This window comes from Pseudomonas sp. MYb13, assembly GCF_002980075.1.
Classification (GTDB): domain Bacteria; phylum Pseudomonadota; class Gammaproteobacteria; order Pseudomonadales; family Pseudomonadaceae; genus Aquipseudomonas; species Aquipseudomonas lurida.
In genome coordinates, this window is the sequence record NZ_PCQI01000003.1 from 1 (window position 1) to 26939 (window position 26939).

24 protein-coding genes are annotated in these 26939 nt (G+C 62.1%); 3 read left to right on the forward strand and 21 right to left on the reverse strand.

Annotation, left to right across the window (positions count from 1 at the left end):
- Positions 1-122: 122 nt before the first annotated feature.
- From dapA to CQ002_RS06920, 7 genes are all read right to left on the reverse strand, one after another.
- Positions 123-986: a 4-hydroxy-tetrahydrodipicolinate synthase gene (gene dapA, locus CQ002_RS06890; RefSeq protein ID WP_034104979.1), complete on the reverse strand. Its 864-nt coding sequence runs from the start codon at positions 984-986 to the stop codon at positions 123-125.
- 293 nt (positions 987-1279) lie between these two features.
- Complete coding sequence (locus tag CQ002_RS06895) at positions 1280-2671, reverse strand: hypothetical protein (RefSeq protein ID WP_105162344.1); 1392 nt, start codon at positions 2669-2671, stop codon at positions 1280-1282.
- Between the two features lie 124 nt (positions 2672-2795).
- Positions 2796-3275 (reverse strand): VOC family protein, encoded by a 480-nt coding sequence (locus tag CQ002_RS06900; protein ID WP_105162343.1) that lies wholly within the window; start codon positions 3273-3275, stop codon positions 2796-2798.
- 34 nt (positions 3276-3309) lie between these two features.
- Positions 3310-3702 (reverse strand): ester cyclase, encoded by a 393-nt coding sequence (locus CQ002_RS06905; RefSeq protein WP_034104985.1) that lies wholly within the window; start codon positions 3700-3702, stop codon positions 3310-3312.
- A 38-nt stretch (positions 3703-3740) separates the two neighbouring features.
- A complete protein-coding gene (locus CQ002_RS06910; RefSeq protein WP_105162342.1) occupies positions 3741-4361 on the reverse strand; it encodes a LysE family translocator in 621 nt (206 codons plus the stop codon).
- Positions 4362-4456: 95 nt separating this feature from the next.
- On the reverse strand, positions 4457-4993 hold the full coding sequence (locus CQ002_RS06915) for an adenylate kinase (RefSeq protein ID WP_034104989.1): 537 nt from the start codon (positions 4991-4993) through the stop codon (positions 4457-4459).
- Between the two features lie 66 nt (positions 4994-5059).
- A complete protein-coding gene (locus CQ002_RS06920) occupies positions 5060-5431 on the reverse strand; it encodes a VOC family protein (RefSeq protein ID WP_105162341.1) in 372 nt (123 codons plus the stop codon).
- A gap of 130 nt (positions 5432-5561) precedes the next feature.
- Here CQ002_RS06920 and CQ002_RS06925 point away from each other — a divergent pair, with 130 nt between their 5' ends.
- Positions 5562-6329, forward strand: a complete 768-nt coding sequence (locus CQ002_RS06925) for an NAD(P)-binding domain-containing protein (protein ID WP_105163137.1) — start codon at positions 5562-5564, stop codon at positions 6327-6329.
- Here CQ002_RS06925 and CQ002_RS06930 read toward each other — a convergent pair.
- From CQ002_RS06930 to CQ002_RS06950, 5 genes are all read right to left on the reverse strand, one after another.
- Positions 6324-6776, reverse strand: coding sequence for a thiol-disulfide oxidoreductase DCC family protein (locus tag CQ002_RS06930; RefSeq protein WP_105162340.1), 453 nt, complete (start codon positions 6774-6776; stop codon positions 6324-6326). The genes CQ002_RS06925 and CQ002_RS06930 overlap by 6 nt on opposite strands.
- 888 nt (positions 6777-7664) lie before the next feature.
- Positions 7665-9002: an MFS transporter gene (locus CQ002_RS06935; RefSeq protein ID WP_098466596.1), complete on the reverse strand. Its 1338-nt coding sequence runs from the start codon at positions 9000-9002 to the stop codon at positions 7665-7667.
- A gap of 373 nt (positions 9003-9375) precedes the next feature.
- Positions 9376-10869 carry a methyl-accepting chemotaxis protein gene (locus CQ002_RS06940; protein WP_098466595.1) on the reverse strand — a complete coding sequence of 498 codons (1494 nt, stop codon included), beginning with the start codon at positions 10867-10869 and terminating at the stop codon, positions 9376-9378.
- A gap of 166 nt (positions 10870-11035) precedes the next feature.
- Positions 11036-13189, reverse strand: a complete 2154-nt coding sequence (locus CQ002_RS06945; protein WP_105162339.1) for a TonB-dependent siderophore receptor — start codon at positions 13187-13189, stop codon at positions 11036-11038.
- Positions 13190-13373: 184 nt separating this feature from the next.
- The gene (locus tag CQ002_RS06950) at positions 13374-13865 is read right to left on the reverse strand and encodes an Lrp/AsnC family transcriptional regulator (protein ID WP_034105001.1); all 492 of its coding nucleotides are present in this window, start codon (positions 13863-13865) and stop codon (positions 13374-13376) included.
- A 119-nt stretch (positions 13866-13984) separates the two neighbouring features.
- Between CQ002_RS06950 and CQ002_RS06955 the strand changes: the two genes are divergently transcribed.
- Positions 13985-15019 (forward strand): histone deacetylase family protein, encoded by a 1035-nt coding sequence (locus CQ002_RS06955; protein ID WP_105162338.1) that lies wholly within the window; start codon positions 13985-13987, stop codon positions 15017-15019.
- A 60-nt stretch (positions 15020-15079) separates the two neighbouring features.
- The gene (locus CQ002_RS06960) at positions 15080-16507 is read left to right on the forward strand and encodes an amino acid permease (RefSeq protein ID WP_034105005.1); all 1428 of its coding nucleotides are present in this window, start codon (positions 15080-15082) and stop codon (positions 16505-16507) included.
- On the opposite strand, the gene CQ002_RS06965 is transcribed toward CQ002_RS06960, so the two are convergent.
- The 9 genes from CQ002_RS06965 to CQ002_RS07005 all read right to left on the reverse strand — a co-directional run bounded on the left by CQ002_RS06965 (position 16485) and on the right by CQ002_RS07005 (position 26936).
- Entirely contained in the window at positions 16485-17519 is a 1035-nt protein-coding gene (locus CQ002_RS06965) for an alpha/beta fold hydrolase (protein WP_034105007.1), read from the reverse strand. The two genes, CQ002_RS06960 and CQ002_RS06965, sit on opposite strands and share 23 nt — an antisense overlap.
- Before the next feature lie 131 nt (positions 17520-17650).
- Positions 17651-20188 (reverse strand): autotransporter outer membrane beta-barrel domain-containing protein, encoded by a 2538-nt coding sequence (locus CQ002_RS06970; protein ID WP_105162337.1) that lies wholly within the window; start codon positions 20186-20188, stop codon positions 17651-17653.
- Between the two features lie 249 nt (positions 20189-20437).
- Entirely contained in the window at positions 20438-21199 is a 762-nt protein-coding gene (locus CQ002_RS06975) for a PIG-L deacetylase family protein (RefSeq protein WP_034105011.1), read from the reverse strand.
- A 178-nt stretch (positions 21200-21377) separates the two neighbouring features.
- Entirely contained in the window at positions 21378-22037 is a 660-nt protein-coding gene (locus CQ002_RS06980) for a glycosyltransferase family 2 protein (RefSeq protein WP_069023683.1), read from the reverse strand.
- Complete coding sequence (locus tag CQ002_RS06985; protein WP_105162336.1) at positions 22034-22633, reverse strand: SAM-dependent methyltransferase; 600 nt, start codon at positions 22631-22633, stop codon at positions 22034-22036. Before CQ002_RS06985 ends, CQ002_RS06980 begins: the two co-directional genes overlap by 4 nt.
- Positions 22630-23388, reverse strand: a complete 759-nt coding sequence (locus CQ002_RS06990; protein WP_098466589.1) for a PIG-L deacetylase family protein — start codon at positions 23386-23388, stop codon at positions 22630-22632. The genes CQ002_RS06985 and CQ002_RS06990 overlap by 4 nt, the downstream gene beginning before the upstream one ends.
- Positions 23385-24383 (reverse strand): acyl-CoA dehydrogenase family protein, encoded by a 999-nt coding sequence (locus CQ002_RS06995; RefSeq protein WP_105162335.1) that lies wholly within the window; start codon positions 24381-24383, stop codon positions 23385-23387. The genes CQ002_RS06990 and CQ002_RS06995 overlap by 4 nt, the downstream gene beginning before the upstream one ends.
- Before the next feature lies 1 nt (position 24384).
- Entirely contained in the window at positions 24385-26544 is a 2160-nt protein-coding gene (gene glgX, locus CQ002_RS07000) for a glycogen debranching protein GlgX (RefSeq protein WP_034105021.1), read from the reverse strand.
- 119 nt (positions 26545-26663) lie between these two features.
- Positions 26664-26936 (reverse strand): DUF2934 domain-containing protein, encoded by a 273-nt coding sequence (locus tag CQ002_RS07005; RefSeq protein WP_034105022.1) that lies wholly within the window; start codon positions 26934-26936, stop codon positions 26664-26666.
- Between the last annotated feature and the right edge of the window lie 3 nt (positions 26937-26939).

Sequence of the window (26939 nt, forward strand, 5' to 3'; positions counted from 1 at the left end):
GGGCATGTCGTCACCTGAGTGCGGGTGGGATGGACAGCAAAAGGCACAGCATGCGTTCGACGATAGGCCGGGATCGGTCCGGTCGCAACCGGACGGTCCGTTGGCTGTCTGTTTTTGGCGCATTAGCCGGCCTGGCCCAGCACCTCCTGCAAACGCCCGATAACCGCAGCACTGGCCGCTTGCATCGGTGCACGCAATTCGCTGCCGATCAGGCCCTGCAGGGCCAGCGCGGCTTTGACCGGGCCCGGGTTCGGCTCCATGAACATCGTGTTGATCAGCGGCTGTAACCCAAAGAACGTCGCGCGCGCCTCGGCCAATTGGTTGTCGCGTACGTGCTGGCACAGCGCGACGAACTGTTCTGTCTGCAGGTGTGCCGAGGCGGCAATTGCCCCGGTCGCGCCGAGGCACAAGGCGTTGAAAATCTGCACGTCTTCGCCACACAGCACATCCACTGCACCGCTGGCCAGCAGCGCCAGGGTATTGCCCAGGTTGCCACCACAGTCCTTGATCGCCACGATGCGCTCGTGGGCGACGATGTTCAGCAGGGTGGCCTGCTCGAAGGTGGCGCCGGTGCGGTAGGGAATGTCGTAGAGAATGATCGGCACGCTGGAGGCATCGGCCACTGTGCGGAAGAAAGTCTCAAGGCCCGCCTGGGAAGGCCGGATATAGCTCGGCGCCGGCACCAGCAGCCCGGCCATTGGACGTTGCAGGACTTCACGCTGGAACTGCAGCAATTCAATCTGGTTGTTGCCCGCCAGGCCCATCACCACGCGGTGCGCCGGCACCCACTGCAACACGGCATCGAGTACCGCCAGTTGTTCCTGGCGGCTCAGTGACGCAGCCTCCCCGGTGGTGGTGCAGACCATGATCCCGGCCACGTGCTTGTCCAGCAGGTGGCCGACCAGCCGGCGCAGGCCGCTAAAGTCGATGGCGCCGTCCTGGAACGGTGTGACCACGGGAACCCAGATACCTTGGAACGATGACATGCTCTCTCTCCTGATGATTGACCGCTTGAGTCACCGTCAGAAGGGCAGAGGGAATTGTGCAAAGGAGGGGAGACCGTCGCGCTCAATGTCCTGTCAGCTCATCTGACGGGACAGCGCGCCCCGGTCACATGAGCGACTGTTTCTTCGATTTGAGGGCGTGCGCAACGCAACCTTGCGCCTTGGCAATCAAGCCAATGGCACAAAGGTTAACGAAGGACATTGAAGACATTGGCTGACACACCCTGAATAAGGCCTCCATCTTCATGGAATATTGCAGAGTGTGTCAACGGTGCTTATTCGAATTTATCGATACGCATGTCGGAGTAATAGAACGCGTTCTTGTCCGTGCTCGACTGGTAGAAGTAGGCGTAGTCGGCCAGGTAGTAAAGGTGGTTCACGCGGTTGTGTTCATCGTTGTCAAAGCTGCACTTCAGGGCCTTGGCCGATCCGAGCAGGTTGGGGTTGATCTCGCTGGCCGGCAGTTCGCGTTCAACCACGCACCGGGTCACCTGGACTTTGGTGCGGCTGCCGATGAGGCTGTTGAGGCTGGAGCGGGCAGTTTGATACACCACGGTTTCGCCCACCGGCAGGGCTTTCCAGTTACCGGTGAAGCTCAACTGCGTCAGCGTCTCGCTTTCTGCCATGCCCGAACTGTTGTAGGTGTTTTTCGCCACCAGGGAGATGAGGTTGCGCCAGCTCACCGTATGGCTTTCATACCCTTGCCCGCGGGTGGCGATGGCGAGTTGCCCGCTCGCCGCATCCTGGCTGATGAAGTCCGCACTCTGGAAGCCGGAGGTCTCACCCTTGAGGGTCGACGTGCCGGTCATGTGCACGTATTTGAATGAACGCGCGGGCTTGTCCAGATTCAGTTGCGTGATCGCGGCCAGCACCTGGGGTTGCACGGAGGTGAGTGCGATGGTCACCGGCGCCTTCAGGCGTGGCTTGAACACCGGCAGCGCGGCGATCTTCTCAGGGCTGATGCAGACCTTGTTGAACAACAGCTCATAGTCGGCATTGCTGCCGGTAATCTTCTGCGCGGTCGGGAAGCTGTCGACTCGGCCATCGCTGACGCGATTGTCGGCGTCCATGTCGTAACCCGCCAGCGCCTTGTAGGTACCGCCTGTGCAAGACACCGCAAAGTGCTCGCGCTTCTGGGCGTAGGGGGCGTTGTAAGGCATATCGTTGAGCACTGCCGGCTCGTCGAAGGCGGCCCAGAAGCGCGTTTCGCCATTCACGGTCTTGAGGCTGTTGGCGTCGATCAATACCTGGTTGTCACGTTCGTTGGTCTGCACCAGTCGCCAGTCCGGCTTGGGGGTGTCGGCGCAGGCGCGCACGAAGGTCTGGTTGGCGGCCAGGGTCGCACGCAATGCCGGCGACAACTTGCGCGCCGCGGTGTAGCGGCCGGCGCTGAGGGGATAGACCCGCTGCGTGCCGTCCAGATACAGCAAGTGCAGGTCGGGCGCCGAGCAGGCCGCTTCGAATTGCATGGTGCGACGCAGACCGTTCGGGCCACCCGGCATCAGTAGCTCAAAGCTGAGCAGGTCGCCTTCGCGCACGATGCTGTTTTCCACCAGCGGTTGGGCGAGGGTGTCGGTGAACATGCGATCGACTTGGGTTTTCTGGGTGGCACAACCGGCCAGGGTGGCGATGCCACCGATCAGCAAAAGGGGAGTGATAAAGCGCACGAGAGCCTCGTTGAGTCCATTCAGGGATGTAGGGGTAACGGCGGGCAGCGCCGAATCTTTATCCGGATGTTACGGGCCAGCAGCCTAACCAGCATGACGGCATCTGTACAGCCGTGGCATAGCCTTAGCCTGCCACCGCCGCCTCGATGGTGGCGATGTCGATCTTTTTCATGGTCATCATCGCGTCAAAGGCGCGCTTGGCGATCGCCGGGTCGGGATGAGTCACCGCGTCGGTCAGCACCCGCGGGCTGATCTGCCACGACACCCCCCACTTATCCTTGCACCAACCACAAGCGCTTTCCTGCCCGCCGTTGTCGACGATGGCGTGCCAGTAGCGGTCGGTTTCGGCCTGGTCATCGGTGGCCACCTGGAATGAAAATGCCTCGGTGTGCGGGAAGATTGGCCCGCCGTTGAGACCGATACAGGGGATACCCAGCACGGTGAAGTCCACGGTCAATACGTCGCCCTGTTTGCCGGACGGATAGTCGCCAGGCGCCAGGTGCACGGCGTTCACCTGGCTGTCCGCAAAGGTCGTGGCGTAGAAGGTCGCGGCCTCCAAGGCGGTGCCGTTGTACCAAAGGCAGAGGGTATTTTTGCGGGTCATGATGGAGCTCCACCGGAGAATGGGTGTGTGGAATTTAGACGGCCAACTGCTGCGCAATGGCCGCTTTGTCGATGACTGACCACACATGGGCAAATTTGCCGTCGGCCACCTCATAGAACACATGCTCGTCGAACGTTACCGGCCGCCCATTGATCGGCAGCCCGAAGAACTCGCCCCTGGGGGTGACCTTGAAGTTCAGCCGACTGGCAACGGTCGGCGGGTCGGCGACCAGCAACTGGATACGGAACACCAGGTCGGGTATCTCGCGAAAATCGCGCTCCAGCATCGCGCGGTAGCCGGCGAGTCCGACCACTTCGCCGTTGTAGGTGACATCCGCGTGCACGAACTGGCCCAGGTGGTCCCAGTCCTGGCGGTTCAGGCAGTCGATATAAGCGTGGTAAAAGGTGGCAAGTTCGTCTCGGGTCATGCCGTGGGCTCCGTGTGTCTCCTTCGATTAAAGGTTGATCAAGCCCTGCGCGCCATCAACAACACCGACGCCGCCGCCGACAATAACCCCGCGCAGCAGCGATTGAAAATCCGCTTGCCGCGAGGGGCGGCAAACCAGCGGCGCATGTGCAGGCCCATGTAGGCGTAGACGCAGATGGCGATCCATTCGAGCAGCAGGAACATCGCGCCGAGCAGCGCGAACTGTGGCGTGATCGGCTGCCCGGGGACCACGAATTGCGGTAGGAAGGCGGTGAAGATCAGGATGGCTTTCGGATTGCCCGCCGCCACCCAAAACTCCTGGCGCGCCAATGCCCATAATCCCACCGGCTTCGTAGCCAATTGCGCCTCAGCCTCGGGGTTAGCCCGCCACAACTGAAATGCCAGATAAAACAGGTACGCCGCCCCCAGGATCTTGATCCCATAGAACAACAATTCCGAGGTCTGCAGCACCACCGCCAGCCCGGCCGAGGCGAGGGCGATCATCCCGGCGAAGGCCAGCAAGCGGCCGACGCCGGCCACGCACGAAGTACGGTAGCCGTAGCGGGTGGCGTTGCTCACCGACAGCAGGTTGTTCGGGCCCGGCGCCATGTTCAGGGCGAAGCAGGCCGGGAGGAAGAGGGCGAGGGTGGCGAGGTCCATGGCAGCTCCAGGTAGGGGGGCGGACGGGGAGGTGTGAGGATAAGGGCACTAGGGGGCGGTTGGACAGCCTCGGCTGTCCTGGTTTTGAGCCAGTTCTATAATCGCGATAGCGCATGAACGACATCCGCAACCATCTGCTCAGGACGTTTCATTCCATCAATGCGCAATACCGGGGCCGTTTGCTGTGACAGCCACGCCTCATGCCACGCTCGGTTTCGTCCCGAGAATTGCGGGTCGTCATACTGCGAAGCCCACTCCCGAAACGCCACGTGTATCTGATGCATGTCGCCACCCGGCGCAATGCGATCGCCAAATCGCTGTGTTTCACGTGCGGCCAGCCGTTCAAGGCGAACGGGCGTGGGTGTCGCAACGAACACAATCAGCTCGGCGTTCGCGATCAGCGCTTCTCCCCACACCATGCAAGAACCGGTCAGCACCCCTCCAGCGTCACCAAGTGCCTGCTGCATCATTGAAACGCGATCGGCGGGAGGCCGCTTGGTCGTGAAGGGAGGGTTGGTGGGCATCCAGTAATAATCATCGACATCGACGTGTCGTACACCGAGCTGCGTTGCGAGGTGTCGACCCAACGTGGTCACGCCCGCGCAGGACGCACCTGTGATGTAGATCCGCATTTTCTCCTCCCTGAATACAAGCCGGTTTCAAGTTCACACCTCTAGGCGGTGAGTTAACCGGTACAGTCAGCGCTGAAGTGTGGCCTGCTCAGCAGTCCAGACCGCCAATTCATAGCCATCAAGGTCGATGAAGTGGAACCTCCTTCCACCGGGGAACGCGAATGTCTCCCGGGTGATAACAGCGCCCAGGGCTTTTAGCCGCTGCTGCGTCGCCTCAAGGTCGTCCGAGTACAAAATGACCAGCGGCCCACCCGGTCGAACGGGCTCACCGGTGGTGAAGCCACCGGTCAGGCGGCCGTCGCTGAATTCGGTATAGGCAGGGCCGTAGTCGACGAATGTCCAACCAAATGCGCCACCGTAAAAGGCTTTGCTACGGGCGATATCGCCCACGTTGAATTCAATGTTGTCGATTTGTCGGTCGTTACCGCGAACGCTCATGCCTGCCTCCTTGGCTGATATTGGGAGCCGCCAGTGTAACGTAAGCACGCGCCTTCATGAGCGCAGGCGTGCGCGTGCGTCAAACAGGCCTATGATGCAGTCGGATACAGCATACACAGGGGGAATCACCGTGCTGAACATCGGAATCCTGGGCGTCGGTGAGTTGACCGAGAAGGTTGTGATCGGCCTGCGCCGTAGCGGGTTTACCGGGCGAGTGCTGCTTTCGCCGCGTAACCACGAACGTGCGCAGCAGCTCAGCAAAGTGTGGGCGTGTGACGTGATGGCCGATAACCAACAGGTCGTCGATGCAGCGGACCTGTTGTTCCTGGGCGTGCGCCCGGAGGTGGTCGGTCAGCTGTCCAATGAAGTGCAGCTAAAGCCTCGGCAAACGCTGGTGTCGTTGGTGGCCGGATTGAAGCTGGACGAATTGCAGCGCCACTTTCCTGGGGCACACACGGTGCGGGCAATGCTGTCCTATGCCGCGCAGATCAACCAGTCGACCGTGGTGATCACGCCGGGAGGTGAACCTCACGCAGCACTGCTAGGGGCACTGGGCTCGTTGATCGTGCTGGAACAGGAGGATGCGTTTGAGCTGGCCACCGTCGCGGCTTGCATGAACGGCTGGTTCTATTTCTTTCTCAGTGACCTTCAACGGTGGTTTACCGATAAGGGGCTGTCGCACGAACAGGCTGCCCAGCTGGTGATGGGGAACATGCAGGATTGCCTGGCCAGTGCACGGCACCAACCGAAGGCCAGCCTGGATGTGCTAGGAAAGGCTATCGCTACGTCAGGGACGTTTACGGCGGCGGGTCTGGAGGTGCTCAGAAACAACGGCGCGACGCAGGCATGGAGAGAAGCCTTCGATGAGGTGCTGGGCCGGCTGCACAAGGGCTCATAGCGGCGCCTTCAAAAAACGCTGTACATGATCCGGGTCCGGCAGCAGGCAAGTGTCGTACTTGCCAAAAATCCGATAGCGATTGCGTGCAATGCGATCGTAAGCCCAATCCCGTAGACCGCGCGGGATGACGCGTAACAGCAGCAATGCACGCCAGGCGGCAGGCAGTTGCGCGATGAGTTGGAACACCGCGTCCGAGCGCACCCAGTAGTGATGGTCGCGAATGACCAAGAGAGTGTCGAACTGATCCAGGGGCAGCCCCGCCCAGGCGAGCAACGCCTGGCCTTCGGGCGATTGCACCGCTGCCAATCGCACCCGCCGGTGGTGGTCATGGCGGATCAGGAACCTCGCCCAACCGTTGCAGAGCTTGCACACGCCGTCGAACAGCACCACGGTCTCGCCGGGGTTGAGCAGGGGCGCGGGGGAAGGGCGGGTTTGGGAAGCGGGCATGAGTCAAGGTCCAGGCGGCTCGGGATACTGCTGATCATACCTGTCTCCGGCGCTAGGGGACCTGTCGCGTCCTGGGGCGGTTGCGAAGGGGGCGGCACTGCCGGAAATTTCGTCGACTGACCCACCGCTTTCGCAGCCTCGCTGGGGCTCGACAGCTCCCACAGGGGATCGGTTGTGCTGGTTAGAGTCGGGTTGTGCCTGAGGGTGCCATTTCAGCCGTGGCGAAGCTCAACTGTGGGAGCTGTCGAGCCCCAGCGAGGCTGCGAAGGCGGCGGCACTGCTGGCAATTTCCTCGACCGATACACCGCTTTCGCAGCCTCGCTAAAGCTCGACAGCTCCCACAGGGGATCGGTTGTGCTGGTTAGAGTCCGGTTGTGCCTGAGGGCGCCATTTCAGCCGTGGCGAAGCTCAACTGTGGGAGCTGTCGAGCCCCAGCGAGGCTGCGAAGACGGCGGCACTGCTGGCATTTTCATCGGCTGGCCCACCGCTTTCGCAGCCTCGCTAAAGCTCGACAGCTCCCACAGGGGATTGGCTGTGCTGGTTAGGGCTGGGTTGTGCCTGAGGGCGCCATTTCAGCCGTGGCGAAGCTCAACTGTGGGAGCTGTCGAGCCCCAGCGAGGCTGCGAAGACGGCGGCACTGCTGGCATTTTCATCGGCTGGCCCACCGCTTTCGCAGCCTCGCTAAAGCTCGACAGCTCCCACAGGGGATTGGCTGTGCTGGTTAGGGCTGGGTTGTGCCTGAGGGCGCCATTTCAGCCGTGGCGAAGCTCAACTGTGGGAGCTGTCGAGCCCCAGCGAGGCTGCGAAGGCGGCGGCACTGCCGGCATATTCGTCGGCTGACACACCGCTTTCGCAGCCTCGCTAAAGCTCGACAGCTCCCTCAAGGACTTACCGCGACAGCAACGGCTCCGCGTCTTTTTCCTCCGTGCCCACGTCGTGCAGGGAAATCCTCGATGTCTCCGGCAGCGCCAACCCGCCAGCCAACGCCAGCAGCGCCACTGCAATCAGGTAAAACGCCGGTGACAGGTTACTGCCCGTGGTACTGATCAACCAGGTCGCGACCAGCGGCGCGGTGCCGCCGAAGATCGTGTAAGCCATGTTGTAGGTAATCGCGGAGGCGGTGTACCGCGTGCGTGTCGGGAAGGTCTCCGATAGCAACGCCGCCGTGACCACGCCACACAACACCGCACCCACCGCCAACAGCATCACGCCGACGATCGACGCCGCGAACGAGCCGGAACTGGCCATCAGGAATGATGGATACACCACCACGATCAACAACACGCACGCGGTCATCACGGTGACCCGACGTCCCACTCGATCCGAATACCACCCCGCCAGCGGGCAAATCGCCGCCGCGAAGATCAATGCAATCAGCGACACCAGCAACGCCATCGCACGGCTAAGCCCACCGGCCACTTGCAGATACGTCGCGAAGTAGGTGGTGAACATATAAAACGACAGCGCCGTCAGTGATACAAAAGCGCCCAGGCAGCAGATCGCCGCACCATGGTTGCGCAGCGTTTCCTTGAGTGGCGAGTGGGCGACTGCGTGCTCTTCCTTCACGGCCTGGAAGGCGGGTGTCTCGTCCAGCTTCCAGCGCAGGTAGAGCCCGACCAGGCCCAACGGTGCGGCGATCAGGAATGGCAGGCGCCAGCCCCAGCTGCCCATCGCTTCGGCAGATAACGACGCTTCCAAGGCGTACGCCACCACGGCGGCGGCAGCGAAGGCGGAAAACGTCGACACCGGCACAAAGCTGCCGTACCAGGCACGTTTGTCACTCGGCGCATGCTCCATCAGATAGGCACAGGCACCGGCGTATTCACCCCCGGCGGAGAAGCCTTGGGCACAACGAATCAGCGACAGAAGAATCGGCGCCGCGACACCAATGGCGGCGTAGGTGGGGAGCAGGCCGATCAGCGTGGTGGCGCCGGCCATCAGCAGGATCGTCATGGCCAGGGTGCGTTTACGGCCGATCCGGTCACCCAGCATGCCAAAGAAAATGCCGCCCAGGGGCCGGAAGGCGAAGGCCACGGCGAACACGGCGAAGGTCTTCAGCAACGCCGCGCTGGCGTCGCCGCTGGGGAAGAATTGCTGGGCGATGGTGGTGGCCAGGAACCCGTAGACGGCGAAGTCAAACCACTCGACGAAGTTACCGATGCCGGCGGCGATGATGACCTTTTTCAGGGTTTGAGGGCTGACCTGTTCGGTGGAGGGGCTCGTCATGGGGGAAGGCCTCGGGATAGCTGGGGGATGACCGATTATCGGTGCAGGCGGTTGGGCGGCGGGGCCCAAAAGAGTCTTCCGCGTAGTCAGCAGCGACTTGATGAGGGAGAAGGAGGCAGGAATTGGGCCAGGTGAGGGGGAGCTAGTGCAGGAACGTTTGTTGCCAGGCACACGCCCCGCGCACGGTTGTTGTCGACCCCGCAGTCCAGTAGCCCGAGGCATCACGGCTTGATGCTGAACTCAAGGCTGTCATGGCAGCGTGTAGGGAGGCCGAGCATCCAGGACGTCGGCCGACGAAATTCGCAGTGGGGTGCAACGGCCAGCGCGGCGTTGGTGGAGTTAGCAGGTGGGCGCACAGTGGCGCCCCCAAGGCCTATTGATGAAACCTTCTCCCCAATGCATCCAGGCGCACCGCAATCGGCGGCAAGCGCTCGCTGCTTCTCGCCAAGGTCTCCACATCGTCGGCGGTGCTTTGCGCAATGCTCTGCACCGACTGCAGCCGCCCGACAATCTCCAGGTTCGCCGAGGTTTGCTCGCGCGTGGTGGTGACAATTCGTCCATTCAGGTCGTCGATGTGGGCGATGTCATTGCCGACCGCGCGTAGCATTTCGACGGCCACCTGGCTGTCTTCCACGCAACGGTCCACGCCCTGGCGGCTGCTGTGCATGGCTTCGACGGCCTGGCGGCTGCCGTGTTGCAGGCCTTCGATGATGGTTTTGATTTCCTGGGTGGACACCGCCGTTCGTTGCGCGAGGCTACGGACTTCGTCGGCGACCACGGCGAAGCCACGGCCTTGTTCGCCGGCGCGGGCCGCCTCGATGGCGGCGTTGAGGGCGAGCAAATTGGTTTGGTTAGCGATGCTGCTGATGACCTCAAGCACGGTGCCGATCTGTTCGGCTTGCACGGCCAGGCCTTGCACGGTTTCGTGGGTGCCGTTGAGGCGTGAGGCCAACTGGGTGATTTCCTGCTGGGCGCGGCCGACGCTTTCCTGCCCGCGCTGGATCTGTTGGCTGGCCTTGCCGGCGTGGTCTACCGCTTGCTCGACGTGCACGGCGATGTGGCCCATGGCGTCCTCCATGCGTTGCATCGAGCCGGTCATCTCGGTGATTTCAGCCAATTGATGCCGCGCGCCTTTTTCCAGGGTGCCACTGGCGCTGGCCAATTCCTGGCCGAGTTGGCCGAGGCCGTGGGAATCGCGGGCGACGCCGTCGATCAGGTGGGTGATCTGCTGCAGGAAGTGGTCGAACCGTTTGGCCAGCGAAACATGCACCTTGCCCTCGCCTTGGGCAGTCTGTGCGCTGAATTGGGAGGTCACCGCGAGCATCTTCTCGAGCATTTCCTGGCCTTCGACCGCTTCGGCCTGGCTGTGCACGGCGAGGTAAAGCAGGGCGACGGTCTCCATCACGACGTAGAACGCATGCACGAACACCATCGTCCAGCCGCCGTGGTGCTCCATCACGAACACCGGGAAGCCTTGATGTTGCAAGGCATGGAACACCACGTGGTGCACGGCGATGGTGGCCGCTGCGACCAGGATTGGCAGCCAGTCACGGTAAAACGTCAGCACCGCCAGTAATGCAAAGATCCCGAAGTGCGATTCGATCACGCCCTGGGCCTGGTTGATATGCAGCGCTGCCATGACCATCAAGCCTGCGCCAAGGGCACAACGCATCACACGGGTGCCACCGATGGCACGGTAGAGCGCGGTCAGCACTACGCTGGTGCCACCGCCGACTATCACGGCCTGCATCAGGGTGTCGTGCCAGAACGCCAGGCCTAGGGAGAACAGGAACATCAGCCAGACCAATGCGAGCATGATGCGGTCGGCTTTGCGGTAGTGCTCGAAAAAACGCGTGCGAGTGGGCATTCACACTTACTCCATGTGGTCTGGCCGAGACAAATCGAGGGGGCAGGTTGGAGCGAATCAGGTTTCTTGGTTTTTATTGGATTCTGTGATGCCAAACGTATATCGGCATCGGGAGGCGGGACTTTAGCAACGGCTACCCGGGCGGGTAGCCGTTATCGGATAGCGGTCAGAAGCTGTATTTAGCCGTGACGCCAAAGCTGCGCGGGTTGCCGTAGGTGTCGGTGGAACCCCAGATCGGGCTGGTGGCGATTGCCGAGTAGTAGGTGCGGTCGAAGATGTTGTTGACGTTCAACTGCAGGTCCAGGTGCTTGTTCACCTGGTAGCCGGCCATGACGTCTGCAACGGCATAGCTGCCTTGTTCCAGGCGATAGGTACTGCTATTGGCCAGGACCACATCGTTGTACATGCGGCTCTGCCAGTAGACGTTGCCGCCGATGCGCAGTTTTTCCAGCTGGCCCTGGAACCGGTAGGACGTGGTGAGCTTGAACAGGCGCTCCGGGGTGTCGGTGTCGAAGCGCTGGTTGTCGTTGGCCGAGTTGGTGTCCTTGATGTAATGGGCGCGGGTGTAGGTGAAGCCACCGCCGACTTGCCAGTTTTCAGTGAGCGCGCCTTGCAGCTCAAGGTCGATACCTTGGCTGCGTACCAGGCCGGAGGCCTCATAGCAGGCAGTGATCGGGCATCCCACCTGGCTGTCTGGCAGCGTCGCGCGGTTTTTCTGGTCGATCTGGAACACGGCCAGGCTGGCATTGAGCGCGCCGTTGAAGTATTCGCCCTTGATACCCACCTCGTAGTTTTCGCCGACGATAGGTTCCAGTGGCTTGTCCGAAAAGTCTCGGCTTGTCTGCGGTGTGAAGATGTCGGTGTAGCTGGCGTAGACCGAGTATTGGTCATTCAGGTCATAGATCACGCCGGCGTAGCGCGTGAGATTGCGGGTGACTTTATAGTCGCCGTCGCCCTGGCGGTCATCGTAGTCGTACCAATCCACCCGTGCACCAAGGATCACCTTGAGCGGGTCCGCGAGGTTCAGGCGGGTGGTCAGGTAGACGCCATCCTGAGTGGTGATGCTTTGGCCTTTGCCATCGCGTACGAAGTCCGGCTTTGCGCCATTGAGCGGGTAGTTGGTGTCGTAGGGGCTGTATTCCTTGGACGTAGCGTCATAGATGCGTTTGCTGGTGCCGACCACCACTTCATGGGTGCGGCCGAAGGCTTCGACCGGGCCGCTGAAGTAAGTGTCCAGGCCATATTGCTTATCGTCCTGGTGCGATTGGTAGGCGGTACGCGCAAGGGTGGTCTGGTAGCGCGATTGGTAGGTGCCGGTGAATACGCCGTCCAACTGTGATGACGAACCGGCGATATTGAGTTTCCAGCCGTTGTCGAAGCGATGTTCGATGTCACCAAAGACGGTGTCGATGGTCAGCTTCTTGTTTTCCCAGTCAGAGCCGGGGTTGGTGGAGCGGGGCAGGTTCAGGTGGTGGCCATCGGTGCCAATGGGCAAACCGCCCCAGAAGAAGTTGGTCTGGTCTTCCTGGCGCGAAAAGCCCAGGGTGGCCGTGGTGTTTTCGCTGAGGTCGGCTTCGCCGATGGCGTAGAAAAGACCGTGGTCGCTTTCTTCTCCCTTGCGGAAACTGTTGGCGTCGCGATAGGAGCCCACTACGCGGCCGCGCAAGGTGCCGCTGTCATTCAGGGCGCTGGAGGCGTCGAACTCGCCGCGATAATCGTCCCAGCTACCGGCGGCACCAGTGATCGACACCTGCGGTGTGGCAGTGGGGCGCTTGCGCACGAAGTTGATCGCCGCCGAAGGGTTACCGGCGCCCGTGACCAGGCCGGTGGCGCCGCGAATCACTTCCACACGGTCGAACATCGCCAGGTTGGGCTGCACGCTGTTGGCGTAGCCGGAATAGGAGCTGGGGATGCCGTCGAACATCATGTTGTCGATGTCGAAGCCGCGCGAGCTGTACGTCTGGCGCCCTGGGCCGCTGGATTGGCTGAGGAACAGGCCGGGGGTGTTCTTGACCACGTCGTTGACGCTGGTCATTGCCTGGTCGTCCATGCGTTGACGGGTAATGACCGTGACAGCCTGTGGCGTCTCGCGCATCGTCAGGGGGAGCTTGGTGGCGGTGGCCATCTCGCCGGTGGTGTAGGACTGCGTGCCTTCAGTGGTCTCTCCGAGCTGTTCACTGCTTATCTGGGTAGCGCCCAGCTCCAGTGGCACGGCCTTTTGCGCATCAGCGGCGAACACTGCTTGAGAGCTTGCAAGACAGACGGCCAACGCCATCAAACTGGGTGAAAAACCTTTGCCGCTGAGTTGTTGCACAGACATGGACCTGACTCTCCCCGAACGCTGTCCTTAGCGAATAATAAAGATGTTGATAATTATTCGCATCAGTGTGCCAGATCGAACTGTCGGGAAAAAGACTTTGGTGAGAATTAGTTAACGAATTTTTCACATCAGGAATGGGAGGGGTATGGCTACTGCCTTCACGCAGTAGCCCCTGTGTCGACGCTCATTCACGCTTCGAAATAGCCACTCGGCTCGTTGCCTTCACCTCACGCAACGCCAGGCTCGACTGTATCGACGCAATCCCCAACTGCCGGCGCAGCACGCTCTCGACAAACTCGCTGTAGCTGTCCAGGTCTTGCGCCAGGACCTGCAACAGGTAATCCGCATCGCCCGTGATCTTGTGGCACGACAACACCTGCGGCAGCTCCTTCACCACGGCCTCGAAGGCGTCTGGCGCATGGTCGGTATGGATCGCGAAACGCACGTGGACGAACGCCATGATGTCGAGCCCGAGCATCTTGCGGTCCAGGTTGGCCTGGTAGTCCTTGATCACGCCTTCTTCTTCCAGGCGTTTGCGTCGGCGCCAGCAAGGCGTGAGGCTCAGGGACAGACGTTCGCTCAGTTGCGCGTTGGAAATACTGGCGTCTGCCTGCAGCAGGGCGAGGATGGCGAGATCGGTGTCGTCAAGAGCGACCTGTTTGGATTTATTTTTCATAATTCGGCTCGGAATGGCAAGAACGTCCCGATAACGCTAACAGTGACGCAACTAAAAGCAAAGAAAGCCCGGCGTTGCCAGAACAAAATAGACCTGTCTTTTACTGGCGGATGCCCCACATGTTGACTGTTTTCAGCGAAGCCCACCGTTTGCACCATGGCACCGAACTCAAGGATGGCGTGCTCAAGCCCTCGTTCGAACAACCGAGCCGCGCCGACACCGTGCGTGACCGCGTCAGGCAAGTTGGCCTGGGCGATATCATCGCGCCGCGCCGTTTTGACCGCGCCTGTTACGTCGCCGCCCACAGCGAGCGTTACGTGGCGTTCCTGGAAACCGCCTGGGCCGAATGGACCGCCATCGGTCGCACGCATGACGCGTTGCCCCTGGTGTGGCCGGTACGTGACCTGGCCAACCAGCAGGTGCCGGATTTCATTGACGGCAAGCTCGGCTTCTTTGCCATGGACGCCGGTTCGCCGATTACGCGCACCACGTGGGATGCGGTCAGGACCAGTGCCGATATTGCATTGACCGGCCTGGCGCTGCTGGACGAAGGCCACAACAGCGCCTTCGCCCTCTGCCGCCCACCGGGCCATCATGCCGCGCGTGAATACATGGGCGGCTATTGCTACCTCAACAACGCCGCGATTGCCGCGCAGCAGGCCATCACCCAAGGCGCCAAGCGCGTGGCGGTGCTGGATGTGGATTTCCATCACGGCAACGGCACGCAAAATATTTTCTACGACCGTGCGGACGTGATGTTCATCTCCTTGCACGGCGATCCGGCGGTGTCCTATCCGTATTTTTCCGGCGCTCGCGGTGAGCGTGGCGCAGGGGCCGGGGAGGGGTTCAACCTGAATTACCCGTTGCCAAAAAACACCAGCTGGGCCGAGTACCGAACCGCCCTGATCGACGCTTGCCAGCAACTGCGTCGCTTTGCGCCTGAAGTGCTGGTGATCTCCCTGGGCGTGGACACCTTCAAGGACGACCCCATCAGCCACTTCCTGCTCGACAGCCAGGACTTCCTCGGCATGGGCGAAATCATCGCCAGCGTGGGCGTGCCCACGTTGTTCGTGATGGAAGGCGGCTACATGGTCGACGAGATCGGCATCAACGCCGTCAACGTGCTGCACGGCTTCGAAAGCAACACCCCATAACACCACCAGCACTCGACTTTTCTTCTGCCAAAACTCAAAAACATAACAAGAGGTTTTGTGATGAAAACAACCACGCCTGGGCTGTGTGAAAAGCCCGCGTTGCAACGCACCCTGAGCAACCGCCATATCCAGTTGATGGCCATGGGCGGTGCGATCGGCACCGGCCTGTTCATGGGCTCCGGCAAGATCATTGCGTTGTCCGGTACTTCGATCATCCTGATCTACATGATCATCGGGCTGTTCGTGTATTTCGTGATGCGCGCGATGGGTGAGCTGTTGCTGTCCAACCTTGACTTCAAGAGCTTCGCTGACTTTGCCGGTGCGTACCTGGGACCACGCGCGGCGTTCTTTCTCGGCTGGTCGTACTGGCTGAGCTGGAGCGTGGCCGTGGTGGGGGACGCGGTGGTCGTCGGCGGTTTTTTCCAGTACTGGTTTCCCCATGTGCCGGCCTGGATGCCCGCCGTGGGCATGCTGTTGACGCTGTTCGCGTTAAACGTGCTGACGGTCAAGCTGTTTGGCGAAGTGGAGTTCTGGTTCGCGATCATCAAGATCATCGCCGTGGTGACCCTGATCAGCGTGAGCCTGGTGCTGATCGCCAGCTCGTTTGTCTCGCCCACCGGCGTCACCGCGTCGTTGAACCACTTGCTGGACAAGCAGGCGGCGTTTCCCAACGGCCTGTTCGGCTTTTTCGCCGGGTTCCAGATGGCGATCTTTTCCTTCGCCGGTACCGAGTTGATCGGCACGGCCGCCGCTGAAACCCGCGCGCCGGAGAAGACGCTGCCCAAGGCGATCAACTCGATCCCGCTGCGCATCATCCTGTTTTATGTACTGGCCCTCGCGTGCATCATCGCGGTGACGTCATGGCAGCAGGTCTCGCCGAGCAAGAGTCCGTTCGTGGAGTTGTTCCTGGTGGCAGGCTTTCCTGCCGCAGCAGGCATCGTCAACTTCGTGGTGCTGACGTCGGCCGCCTCTTCAGCCAATAGCGGGGTATTTTCTGCCAGCCGCATGCTGTTCGGCTTGGCTGACCTGGGGGACGCGCCAGGGATCTTCCGGCGCCTGTCGACCAGTAGCGTGCCGTTTATCAGCCTGGCATTCACCACCTTGCTGATGCTGTTGGGGCTGGTGTTGCTGTTTGTGGTGCCGGAGGTGATGACCGCCTTCACCATCGTGTCGACGGTGTCGGCGATCCTGGTGATCTTTACCTGGTCGACGATCCTGGCGTCCTACATCGCCTACCGCAAACAGCGCCCGGAATTGCACGCCAAATCCCTCTACAAGATGCCGGGCGGAGTACCGATGGCCTGGTTTTCCCTGGCGTTCATGGCGTTCGTGCTCGGCTTGTTGGCGCTGCGGCCGGATACACGCCTGGCGCTGTGCGTGATGCCGGCCTGGTTTATCTGGCTGTGGATCGCCTATTCGTTCTCACGCTATAAGGGCGCCCACTGGGTGAAGACGACACGCTCGATCACAGGTGATCCGCGTCAATGATCGCCTTGGCAAACGCCTCGGGTGCTTCCTGAGGCAAGTTGTGGCCGATGCCACCCTTGACCAGGCGGAACGCATACTTGCCGGTGAAGCGCTTGGCGTAGTCCTCGGGTGCCGGGTGCGGGGCACCGTTGGCGTCGCCTTCGAGGGTGATGGTGGGCACGCCAATGGACGGTGCCTGGGCAAGTTTCTGTTCCAGCGGGGCGTACTGCGTCTCGCCCTGGGCCAGGCCCAGGCGCCAGCGGTAGTTGAACACGGTGATCGCCACGTGATCCGGGTTTTCCAGGCCTTTGGCACTGCGGTCGAACGTGGCGTCATCGAACTTCCATTGCGGCGATGCCAGTTGCCAGATCAGCTTGGCGAAGTCGTGGGTGTTTTTCTGGTAACCCGCAGCGCCGCGCTCGGTGGCGAAGTAGAACTGATACCACCATTGCAATTCGGCCTTGGGTGGCAACGGGTTCTTGCCCGCGGCCTGGTTGCCGATCAGGTAACCGCTGACCGACACCAAGGCCTTGACCCGCTCCGGCCACAACGCCGAGACAATGTCCGCCGAGCGCGCGCCCCAGTCGTAGCCGCCGAGTACGGCTTGCTGGATCTTCAGCGCGTCCATGAAGTCGATCACGTCAGCGGCCAGCGCCGCCGGCTGGCCGTTGCGCAGGGTTTTATCCGAGAGGAAACGGGTGTCGCCATACCCCCGCGCGTACGGGATCAGCACGCGATAACCCTGGGCCGCCAGTAGCGGGGCGACCTGGGCATAGCTGTCGATATCGTAGGGCCAGCCGTGCAGCAGGATCACCGCTGGGCCAGTAGCCGGCCCGACCTCGGCGTAGGCCACGTCCAGCAGCCCGGCCTTGACGTGCTTGAGGGCGCCGAAGCCGGCTTGAGGGCTGACGACGGCTTTGGTCGGCGCCTCGGGCATTTCCGCATGGGCCACGCCAAGCAGGCCCAGAGGGAGCAGGGCAAGGGCCAGCGAGAGGGAAGTGCGTTGGGTACGGCGGGTCAACTGAGCGTGCATGGCGAGCCTCCTGCGGCTTGATGTGTGCCTGGTGTCAGTTGAACGCCGGGCTGTATCTGGCCTGTTTCAGGAAACTCGCTGAGTTAAAGACGGTGTATCGCAGTGGGCCCTGTACACACTGCGATACAAACCTAGAACGCGACCCTGACACCCACGGTGCCTTCGCGCCCGTTGTAGGGGTTGCTATCGAGGTTGCGGTTGTAGCCCACTTCGCCGTACAGGTTCACGTCGTGAGCGATCTGCAAGGTGGCCCCCAGGCTGACGTCCATGGTGGTGGATTTTTGCTCGGTGTCGATGCGGGTGGCGTGGTTGTAGGTCACACTGTTGTCGCCGGCGCTGGCGTGCCAGGCGTTGGCGCGCACATAGGGCTGCAAGGGCAGGCCAGCGACGGTGTAGTCAGCGCGTAACCGCACACCCAGGCGTGTCGTCACGCTGGTGTCGGCGTCGTACGTGACGTCGGAAATACCATCGTTCTGGGTATCCAGCCGGGTCTTGCCAATGATGAGTTGAGCTTGGGGTTCCACTGTCCAGGTATCGGTGGCCTGGAACGGCCAGCCGACTTCAGCGGATGCGGTGACGTTATGCCCTCCGGTATCCATCTTCACACCACGGTCCGATTCATTGTTGCCGTCGAAGCGGGTCCCCGTCAGCACCAGGTCAACATACGCCTGGTTGGCACCGATCAGTGTCCAGTAAGCGCCCAGGCTGTCACCGCGCAAGGTGGTGTTGCCTGCGTCCCTGTCCTGCCAGCCACCACTGAAGCCTTTGACGTTGCCATTCAGGGTGCTATGACCGACGAAGAAACCGGCACGTTGGGTCTGGCCACGGCTATTGGTGTTGGCGTAGATGTCAGTGCCCACCTGGAAGCCCGTGATCGTGCTGTCCAGTGTCGGGCTGACCGTGCCAGCAAAACCCTGGCGACTGCTGTTGCCGTAGACCCGGCCCCACCCGGCAGGGAACGCCCCCGTGTTTAGCTGCTGGCTCTGGTCACCCATGCGCTCGTGGTACGTTCCCAGCATGGCCCGCACAAGCTGGTCGGCAGCCGGAAACAGTACTGCGTAGATCGGCACTTCCTGGCGGTAGATGGGGATCGGTGTGTCGCCTGGATTGTCGGGTAGGGGGAGCTCACCGGGGCCCGGTACGGGGAGGATAACAATCGGGCCTGGCGGCTCTACCGGGACAGTGGAGCGCAGGTAGTAGTTGTCTGCCGTGCCGGCCGTTACGCCGCCCTTGAATAACCGGTAATCGAAGGCGCCGGCAGAGACCGGGCCTGCCAGGGTGAAGGCACTGGCGCTGCCGGTGGCGCCGTTGAGTGCCTGCACCACTTGGATACCGTCCTGCACGGTCGCCGCCCCCGCACCGCCCAGGTTGGTCACGCCGATTGCGGTGGTGCCGCCGAAGGTCCCTTGGTCAATCACCAGTTTGTCGCTGGGCGAACCGTCGCCCCCCAACACGCTCTGCAGCGCAAGACGCCCGCCATTGCCGGTGTAATTGCCCCTGATGGTCAGTGTGTCGCCAGCGCTGGCGCTGCCAGTGGTCATGTCGATCGTGCCGCTGTTGTTGACGTTGACTCTCTGGCCGGCGGTAAAGGCTTCGATGACGCCCGCACTGGCCAGCAACCTGCTCGTGCCGTCCACTTCCAGCCGGCCGGTGCCGGTGTCACTGTCACCCAGCTTGAGCGTACCGCCCAGCGTCAACTCGGAACCGTTGTCCAGCTGGACAGTTTCCCAGTTGGTCAACAGGCCCGGGTCCCCGGCCTTGGTGTTGTCCAGGGTGAGTTTGTCGTTGCCCAGGCCGCCATCCAGCAGCTGCGCCGCAGCCAATTGCGAACTGACCAGGTTCTGCAGCAACGCCGTATCGTCACCCGCGCCCATGAGTACAAAGGAATGGATATTCCCGCCCGTCCACATGAACTGGTCATTGCCGAAACTGAGCAGGACCTGACCGTTGACGTCGCCACCTGACACGCTCACCTCATCGTTTCCGCCGCTGACGCTGATGTTGCCCCCTACAAACGCCGTGCCCGAGATCAGGATGGTGTCGTTGCCGAAGCCGGTGACAAGGTTGCCGATGATGCGTCCGCCCGACATATCAAACAGGTTGTTATCGAGTTTCATATCGACGCGGCCAATGCTGCCACCGGTCATCCTGGCCCGGTCACCGTCCTCGAATGCGCCGGTGATCGTGCCGCCGCTCATGAAAAAATCGTCCAGGCCGTCACCCTGTTCAAGCAGTGCGATGGTGCCTCCACTCATGGAAAAACTATCGATACCCGCCCCTTGGCGCACGGCCCCCGCTTGGCCGCCACTGATCTGTGCCACGTCCACGCCCGCGCCTTGAGTCACGGACCCTGTGATGCTGCCCAGATTGAGCCGAAAGATATTCGCACCGTCGCCTTGGTTGAGATTCCCATCGATCCCGGCGCTTGGCCCATTCACATCCACAAGATCGTTGCCGGCGCCGAAGTCCACGTTGCCGGTCACCCGGCCTGTCGCCGTGATATCGAGGGTATTGTTACCCGCCGCGTCGGTAAAACCCGGCGCCGTCGCGCTGTTACAGGTGGAAGTGTCGTCACCGCCGGTGTTGTTGATGGTGCACGCCCCATAGGAAGCGAGCGGCAACACCGCGAGCGCAGTGAAGTAAACCCAGGAAAGTGTCCGTGTGTGCATGATCCGTCCTCACGAGAGGGGAATATCGTCCCGGCACTTGCAACGGCAAGTGCGGGCCAGACCATGACAACGTGACGCACGATACGGATCAGGGGACAGCGGTTACCCGTTTCTGAAAACACCGGCCAAGGCAAAGGGTTGGCATGGCTTTCTCGACTGCACGTGAACCCGTGCAGCGCTTTTTCCACCATAGCCACACATCTGGCACGCCGCTACTGTCAGAAATAACAGGTCGGGATCAGAGGGGGGTTACGAAAGCACGATCTCATAAGGTTCGCGCATTCGCTCCAGCAACACCTGGGCCAGCATCGGCGCCAGGCCGATTTGCGGGTCTCCGGCCAACTGGCTGGCGTAAGCGTGGGCAGCGTGCAGTTTGCGCGCCACGCTCCACGTGTCCAGGCGCACCTTGCGCGCCCGTTGCCAGGGAATGATCGCCCCTTCACGGGCGGGCCAGTGCCAGGCCCAGATTGGCAGTTCATACAGCTGCGCGCCCACCAGGCAGCAGGCCTTGGCGCTGGCACGGCCGACCGCGTCATGGTCGTCATTGCCGTCATTGCGCCAGGTGCTGAACACCACATCACCGGGCTGCAGGTAGCGCGCGATGAATTGGCTCAGTTGCGGTTCGCGGGCGGCGAGGCCGTTATCGCAAAACCCGCCGCGAATCCACTTCAGGCTGTGCAGCGGCATGCCCAGGCGACGCAGGGCCTCGGCGCTTTCCTGGGGCCGGACCACGCTGAGGCGGCTGGCTGGCCAGACATTGGAACCTGGGTGGCTGGCGCTGCCGTCCGTGATCGAGATCAACTGCAACGGGTGTTCCAGGGTGCTGAGTAATTGCAGCAGGCCGCCGCAGGCCAGTACTTCGTCGCCAGGATGGGGTGCAATCACCACCACACGTGCGCCCGGTGGCACCAGTGAGGTAGGCGTGATGGGAGGGATCTGCGCCAGCTGCGGGGCGCTGTTCCAGATTTGCGCAGGGCCGCGACGGCCGTCGCTTAAGGAAGCAAGCTTCATGGGGGTTCACATCCTTGTCAATTGACGCTGGGTCGTGCCCCGTTGACGGGACGACTCTCTTTTATCCACCACAGACTCCGCCGCAGTGGTTGCACGGCATCCCAACCCTGGAATGCCAGCAAGGCCTACTCAGCATAGACAAGGATCGGCTGGTTTTACATTCTGTAACGCGGTTTTTTTAAGTGGCGTGCATCAGGCTTTTCAAATAATCGCCGAACCCACCCTGTGCGCGGGCGTCCAGGCGCGCACTGGTGATCACTTGCGGGGTGTGACTCCAGGCGATAGACGCACCACACAACTCAAGGTTGCGCACCAATTGCACGTCCTCATGGCACGCGAGGGGTTCGAACCCCCCGGCGCGCACGTAGGCACTAGCGCTCACGCCCAGGTTGGCGCCGTGGATGTGCCGATGACCGTCGCGCGCCTCGTACCCCTGGTGGTAACGGATCTGCGCCGCAGGCTCGAAACCTTCGCTCCACGCATCCACCGTGACAGTGCCGCATACCGCATCCACGCCCAGCGCCAGTTGAGCGACCAGCCAATCGGGCGCCACCCGGCTGTCGGCGTCGGTGCAGGAGATCCAGCGTGCGCCCAGATTGAGCAGGTGCCGTGCTCCCACGCCCCGCACATGCCCGACATTGCGTGCCTGGGCTTCCAGGCACTGCACCGGAAAGGACCGGGCAATGGCGGCGCTGCCATCGGTGCAACTGTCGAGCACTACCAGGATAGTCACTGCCTCTCCCAACAAACCCGGGTGGCGAGCGGCGACACGTGCAGCCTTCAGGCAGTCGCCCAGCAACGCCTCTTCGTTATGCACCGGAATCAGGATGCCGATCATCGCAGGCCGTCGAGAGTGGCGACTGAGGTGCCATCGCGGCTCCACAGGTCGAGCAGGAAGTCGTGTTCGTGATGGCTGGCGACCCGCGGCATATCCAGGCGGTGGTGGAGCAAGACGTGCACCTGTTCGGCGGTTTGCGGGCAACCTTCGATAGGTGGGCGCCAATGACACGCCAGTACCTGGCCGTCGGCGGTCAGCGAGGCCCGGGCGCGGTCGATCAGTTCGCACAGGTCGTCCGCGTCGAGGTAGTAGCACAACTCGCTCAACACGATCAGCTCGAACTGCCCCGCAGGCCACTGCTCGGGCAACCGGCTTTGCTGCACGTCGGCCTGCGGGAAACCCACTAACCGACTGCGTGCCAAGGCCACGGCCGCCGAGGCGGTGTCGCAGCTCAACAGGCGATCGCAGCGCGGCGCCAGCTCGAAGCTCAGCTCGCCATTGGCGCAGCCGGGCTCAAACACCGAGGCATAGCGAGGCCGCGTGAGCATGGCCAGCGTCATCGCGCGTTTGCGGCGTTCGTACCAGCGTTGGCGAAAGGCCCAGGGGTCATCGTTTTCGGCGAACAACTGGTCGAAATAAGGCGTGGCCACACTCATACGAACACCACTTCAAAGGGTTGCAACAGGCGCTCCACCACATACGGCGCAAGCACAGGGGGCAGGCCGATCTGCGGGTCGCCTTCCAGCTGGCTGGCAAATGCATGGATGGCATGGCGCTTGCGGGCCACGGCTTCGCAGGTCAACGGAATCTTGCGCGCCCGGTGCCAGGGCACCAGGCTGTTTTCCGGGGTTGCCCAGTGCCAGGTCCATACCGGCAATTCATACAGGGTCGCGCCGACCGCTTGTGATGCCCTGGCGCTCGCGCGGCCGACGGCCTCGTGGTCGCAGTGGCCATCTTCGCGCCAGGTGGTAAACACCACATCGGTGGGCTTGAGGTAGCGCTGGATAAACGCGGCGAGTTCGTCTTCCCGCGCCGCCACCTGGCTGTCTGAGAACCCCGCGCGCAGCCACTTCAGGCTGTGCAGCGGCAAACCGAGGCGATGCAGGGCCTGCGCAGATTCCTGGGGGCGCACCACGCTCAGGCGCTCCACCGGCCAACGTCGCGAGCCGGGATGACTGGCACTGCCATCGGTCACAGAGATCAACTGGATTGGCCGGCCCAGCGCCGCCAGCCCTTGCATCAAGCCACCGCACCCCAGCACCTCGTCATCCGGGTGCGGAGCGATGATCACGGCGCGGTGACCGTCGGGAACCAATTGCTCGACGCTGATGTGCGGCAGCTCCGCCATTTTCGATGAGGCCTGCCAGTGCTGCAGCGGTGTGCCCTGGCCAACAATCGGATTGGGTTTCATAACTGCCACCTCCCTGTGGCGTCGCCGGCGACGATTTCCCCAAGCCCCGCCAAGTCGCGCTCGGCATGGCTCTGGCGCACGTACACCGGCAGGTCCGCCATCAACTGGGCGAAGTGCGCGTCTTTGCAATAGGGGCCTGCGCCGACCGCACGGCCCACGTGGCGTATCACTTGCTCCACAGTGTCTTCGATGCAGGCGCGGCTCTGCTGCGCCAGTGCCCTGGCGTTGGCCTTCGGTTCACGGTCGATCTGTTCGGCACTGGCGCGCAGCACGCACGCCGCGCTGTTCAAGGCGCTGTCCACGGCGCCGAGGTGGGCGAGGGCATGGGGCTCGGGGCGCTTGCTGCAGTGCTCGCGCAAGACTTCCGCCAGGCGTTGGGCGCCGCCATACCAGCAGGCGGCGATACCAACTCCGCCTTGCCAGAAGCCGGGGCGGGCGAGGTAGTCGCCCGGCCCACCCACCGCCAGCCCCCAAGCGCCGTCGAACACGATCTCGACGCTGCCGGTGGCGGCCATGCCCACGGCGTTCCAGCCTTCGTCGGTCACGGTGATGCCGGGTTGAGCCATGTGCACCGCCACCAACTGCTGGCGATCCTCTTCGTCCCAGGCGGTCAACAACCCATGGCTGACCACCGCCGCGCCGGAGCACCAGGCTTTGCGCCCTTGCACCCGCAGGCGCTGGCCTTCCTGGTGCACACGCACCTTGGCCGTTGGCGGTTCGGCGGCCCACATGCCCCATGTGCTGCCCAAGGGCGGCAAGGGGCTTTGGAGCTCGGCGATAATCGCCAGGGCGTCGGTGTGCCCTTCGAACAGCTTGCACAGCCGCAGATCATGCCCTGCCACCTGGGCCAGGCGACTGAACCGCGTCAGCGTCTGGCCGCTTCCCGGCAACGGCAGTTGGTCCAGGCCTTCCTCCTGGAGCGCCTTCAGGGCCGCGCCCAGGGCTTGCGTATCCGCATAGCTCTGGAAGCCTTGAAGGAATCCATGCAAAGCCATTTCACACCTCGTCTTCGCGCTGCAATTCAAACAGCAGCAGCGAGCGGCCGGTCACCGCGTACTCGTGATCGAAATCAAAGCGTTCCTGGCCGCGCACGGCCGGCTCGTTGGTGTCGAGCATGCACGTCCAGAACTCACCTTCGGGCACCGGTGGCAAACGGAAATTGACCATGTCGTGGTGCGCGTTCACTACCAGCAGCAAGGTGGCATCGGCACCGGGGCGGCGAATGCCGGTCTCCTGGGCGCGGCCGTCCATCAACATGCCCAGGCAACGACCGTGGCTGTCTTGCCATTGCTCGGTGGTCATTTCGTTGCCATCTGGCGCGAGCCAGGTGACATCCTTCACACCGATGTCTTCGTTGTAGTCGCCCACCAGGAAGCGTCCGCGACGCAGGATCGGGTAGGCCAGGCGCAGCTTGATCAGGCGCTTGACGAACTTGAGCAGCGCCTTGCCGTCTTCGTCCAGGTCCCAGTTGATCCAGCCGATCTCGCTGTCTTGGCAGTAAGCGTTGTTGTTGCCGTGCTGCGTGCGGGCGAATTCGTCGCCGGCCACCAGCATGGGAGTGCCTTGGGACAGCAAGAGCGTGGCGAAAAAGTTACGCATCTGGCGCAGGCGCAGTGCGTTGATTTCCGGATCGTCTGTCGGGCCTTCGACACCGTGGTTCCACGACAGGTTGTTGTTGCTGCCGTCCTGGTTGTTCTCGTCGTTGGCTTCGTTGTGCTTGTCGTTGTATGACACCAGGTCGTGCAGGGTGAAACCATCGTGGGCGGTGATGAAGTTCACGGAGCTGTACGGGCGGCGTCCACGGTGGTTGAACATCTCGCCGGAAGCGGTCATGCGTGCGGCGAAGTCGGCCAACTGGCTGTCGTCGCCTTTCCAGAACGCGCGCACGGTATCGCGGAAACGGTCGTTCCACTCCACCCAACCGGGTGGGAAGTTGCCCACTTGATAACCGCCGGGGCCGCAGTCCCAGGGTTCGGCGATCATTTTCAACTGGCGCAGCACGGGGTCCTGGCGGCAGGCCACGAGGAAGCTGTGGCGTTCGTCAAAGCCGTCGCGGTAGCGGCCCAGAATAGTCGCCAGGTCGAAGCGGAAGCCGTCGACGTGCATTTCCGTCGCCCAGTAACGCAGGGAGTCGGTGACCATTTGCAGCACGCACGGGTGACTCAGGTCCAGGGTATTACCGGTGCCGGAATCGTTGATGTAGAAGCGCTTGTCATCCGGCATCAAGCGGTAGTACGAGGCATTGTCGATGCCACGCATCGACAGGGTCGGCCCGCGTTCGTTGCCTTCGGCGGTGTGGTTGTAGACCACATCGAGGATGACCTCCAGCTTGGCTTCGTGCAGGTGCGCGACCATCTCCTTGAACTCGGCGATCTTGCCGCTGGCCAGGTAGCGTGGGTCAGGGGCGAAAAACGCGATGCTGTTGTAGCCCCAGTAGTTGGTCATGCCTTTTTCCAGCAAATGCTGGTCGTTGACGAAGGCATGTACCGGTAGCAGTTCCACCGAGGAAATACCCAACTGGCGAATGTGCTTGAGCACGTCATCTTCCATCAACCCGGCGCAGGTACCGCGCACGGATTCGGCGACCGAAGGGTGGCGCATGCTGATGCCGCGCAGGTGGGTTTCGTAGATGATTGTCCGGTCCCACGGCACTCGCACCGGCTGGTCGTTGCCCCAGGTGTGTGCCGGGTCGATCACTTTGCATTTGGGCACGAAGGGTGCGCTGTCGCGTTCGTCGAAACTCAGGTCGTCGTCCGGGTGGCCGATGGTGTAGCCGAACAGCGCCTCGGACCATTTGAGTTCGCCCACCAGCTGTTTGGCGTAGGGGTCAATCAGCAGTTTGTTGTGGTTGAAACGATGGCCGTTCGCCGGGTCGTACGCACCGTACACGCGGTAGCCGTAAATCAGCCCGGGATGGGCGTCGGGCAGGTAGCCGTGGAAGGTTTCGTCGGTGTATTCCGGAAGTTCGATGCGCTCGAGCTCAACTTCGCCGGAGTCATCGAACAGGCACAGCTCCACCTTGGTGGCATTGGCCGAAAACAGTGCAAAGTTGACGCCCAGTCCGTCCCAGGTGGCGCCAAGCGGGAAGGGCAAACCTTCACGAATCCGCGACGGCTCGTTGCCCGGCGTCGATGGGGTTTTATCGGGTTTGCTCATTGAGTTGCTCCTGCAAAGGTCTTTTTTCAGGCCGAACGCGGCCGTGCTGACGAAATTTCAGCTGACAATCTGGAAAATGAAATCACCTCTTGCCGACGGCGCCGGCAAGAGGCTTGGGTTCAAGGCTTGGGCTTTTTCGGTGCCGGCGGTTTCTTCGCGGCCGGTGGCGCTGGTTTACTGGCAGCCGGCGCGGAGGGCTTGGCTTTCGCGGGGGGCTTGGGGGCACTTGGCTTGGGCTTGGCTGCGGCCTTGGGCTTGCTCGGCGTCAACGCTTCGGCTTCTGCCAGCTTGCGTGCCATCTCCCAGTGTCGTGCGTCCTCGCCGTGGGGTTTGCCTTCAGACTCCCAGATCTGATGCGCCAATTCGCGTATGCGTTTGTCTTCAGTACTCATCAC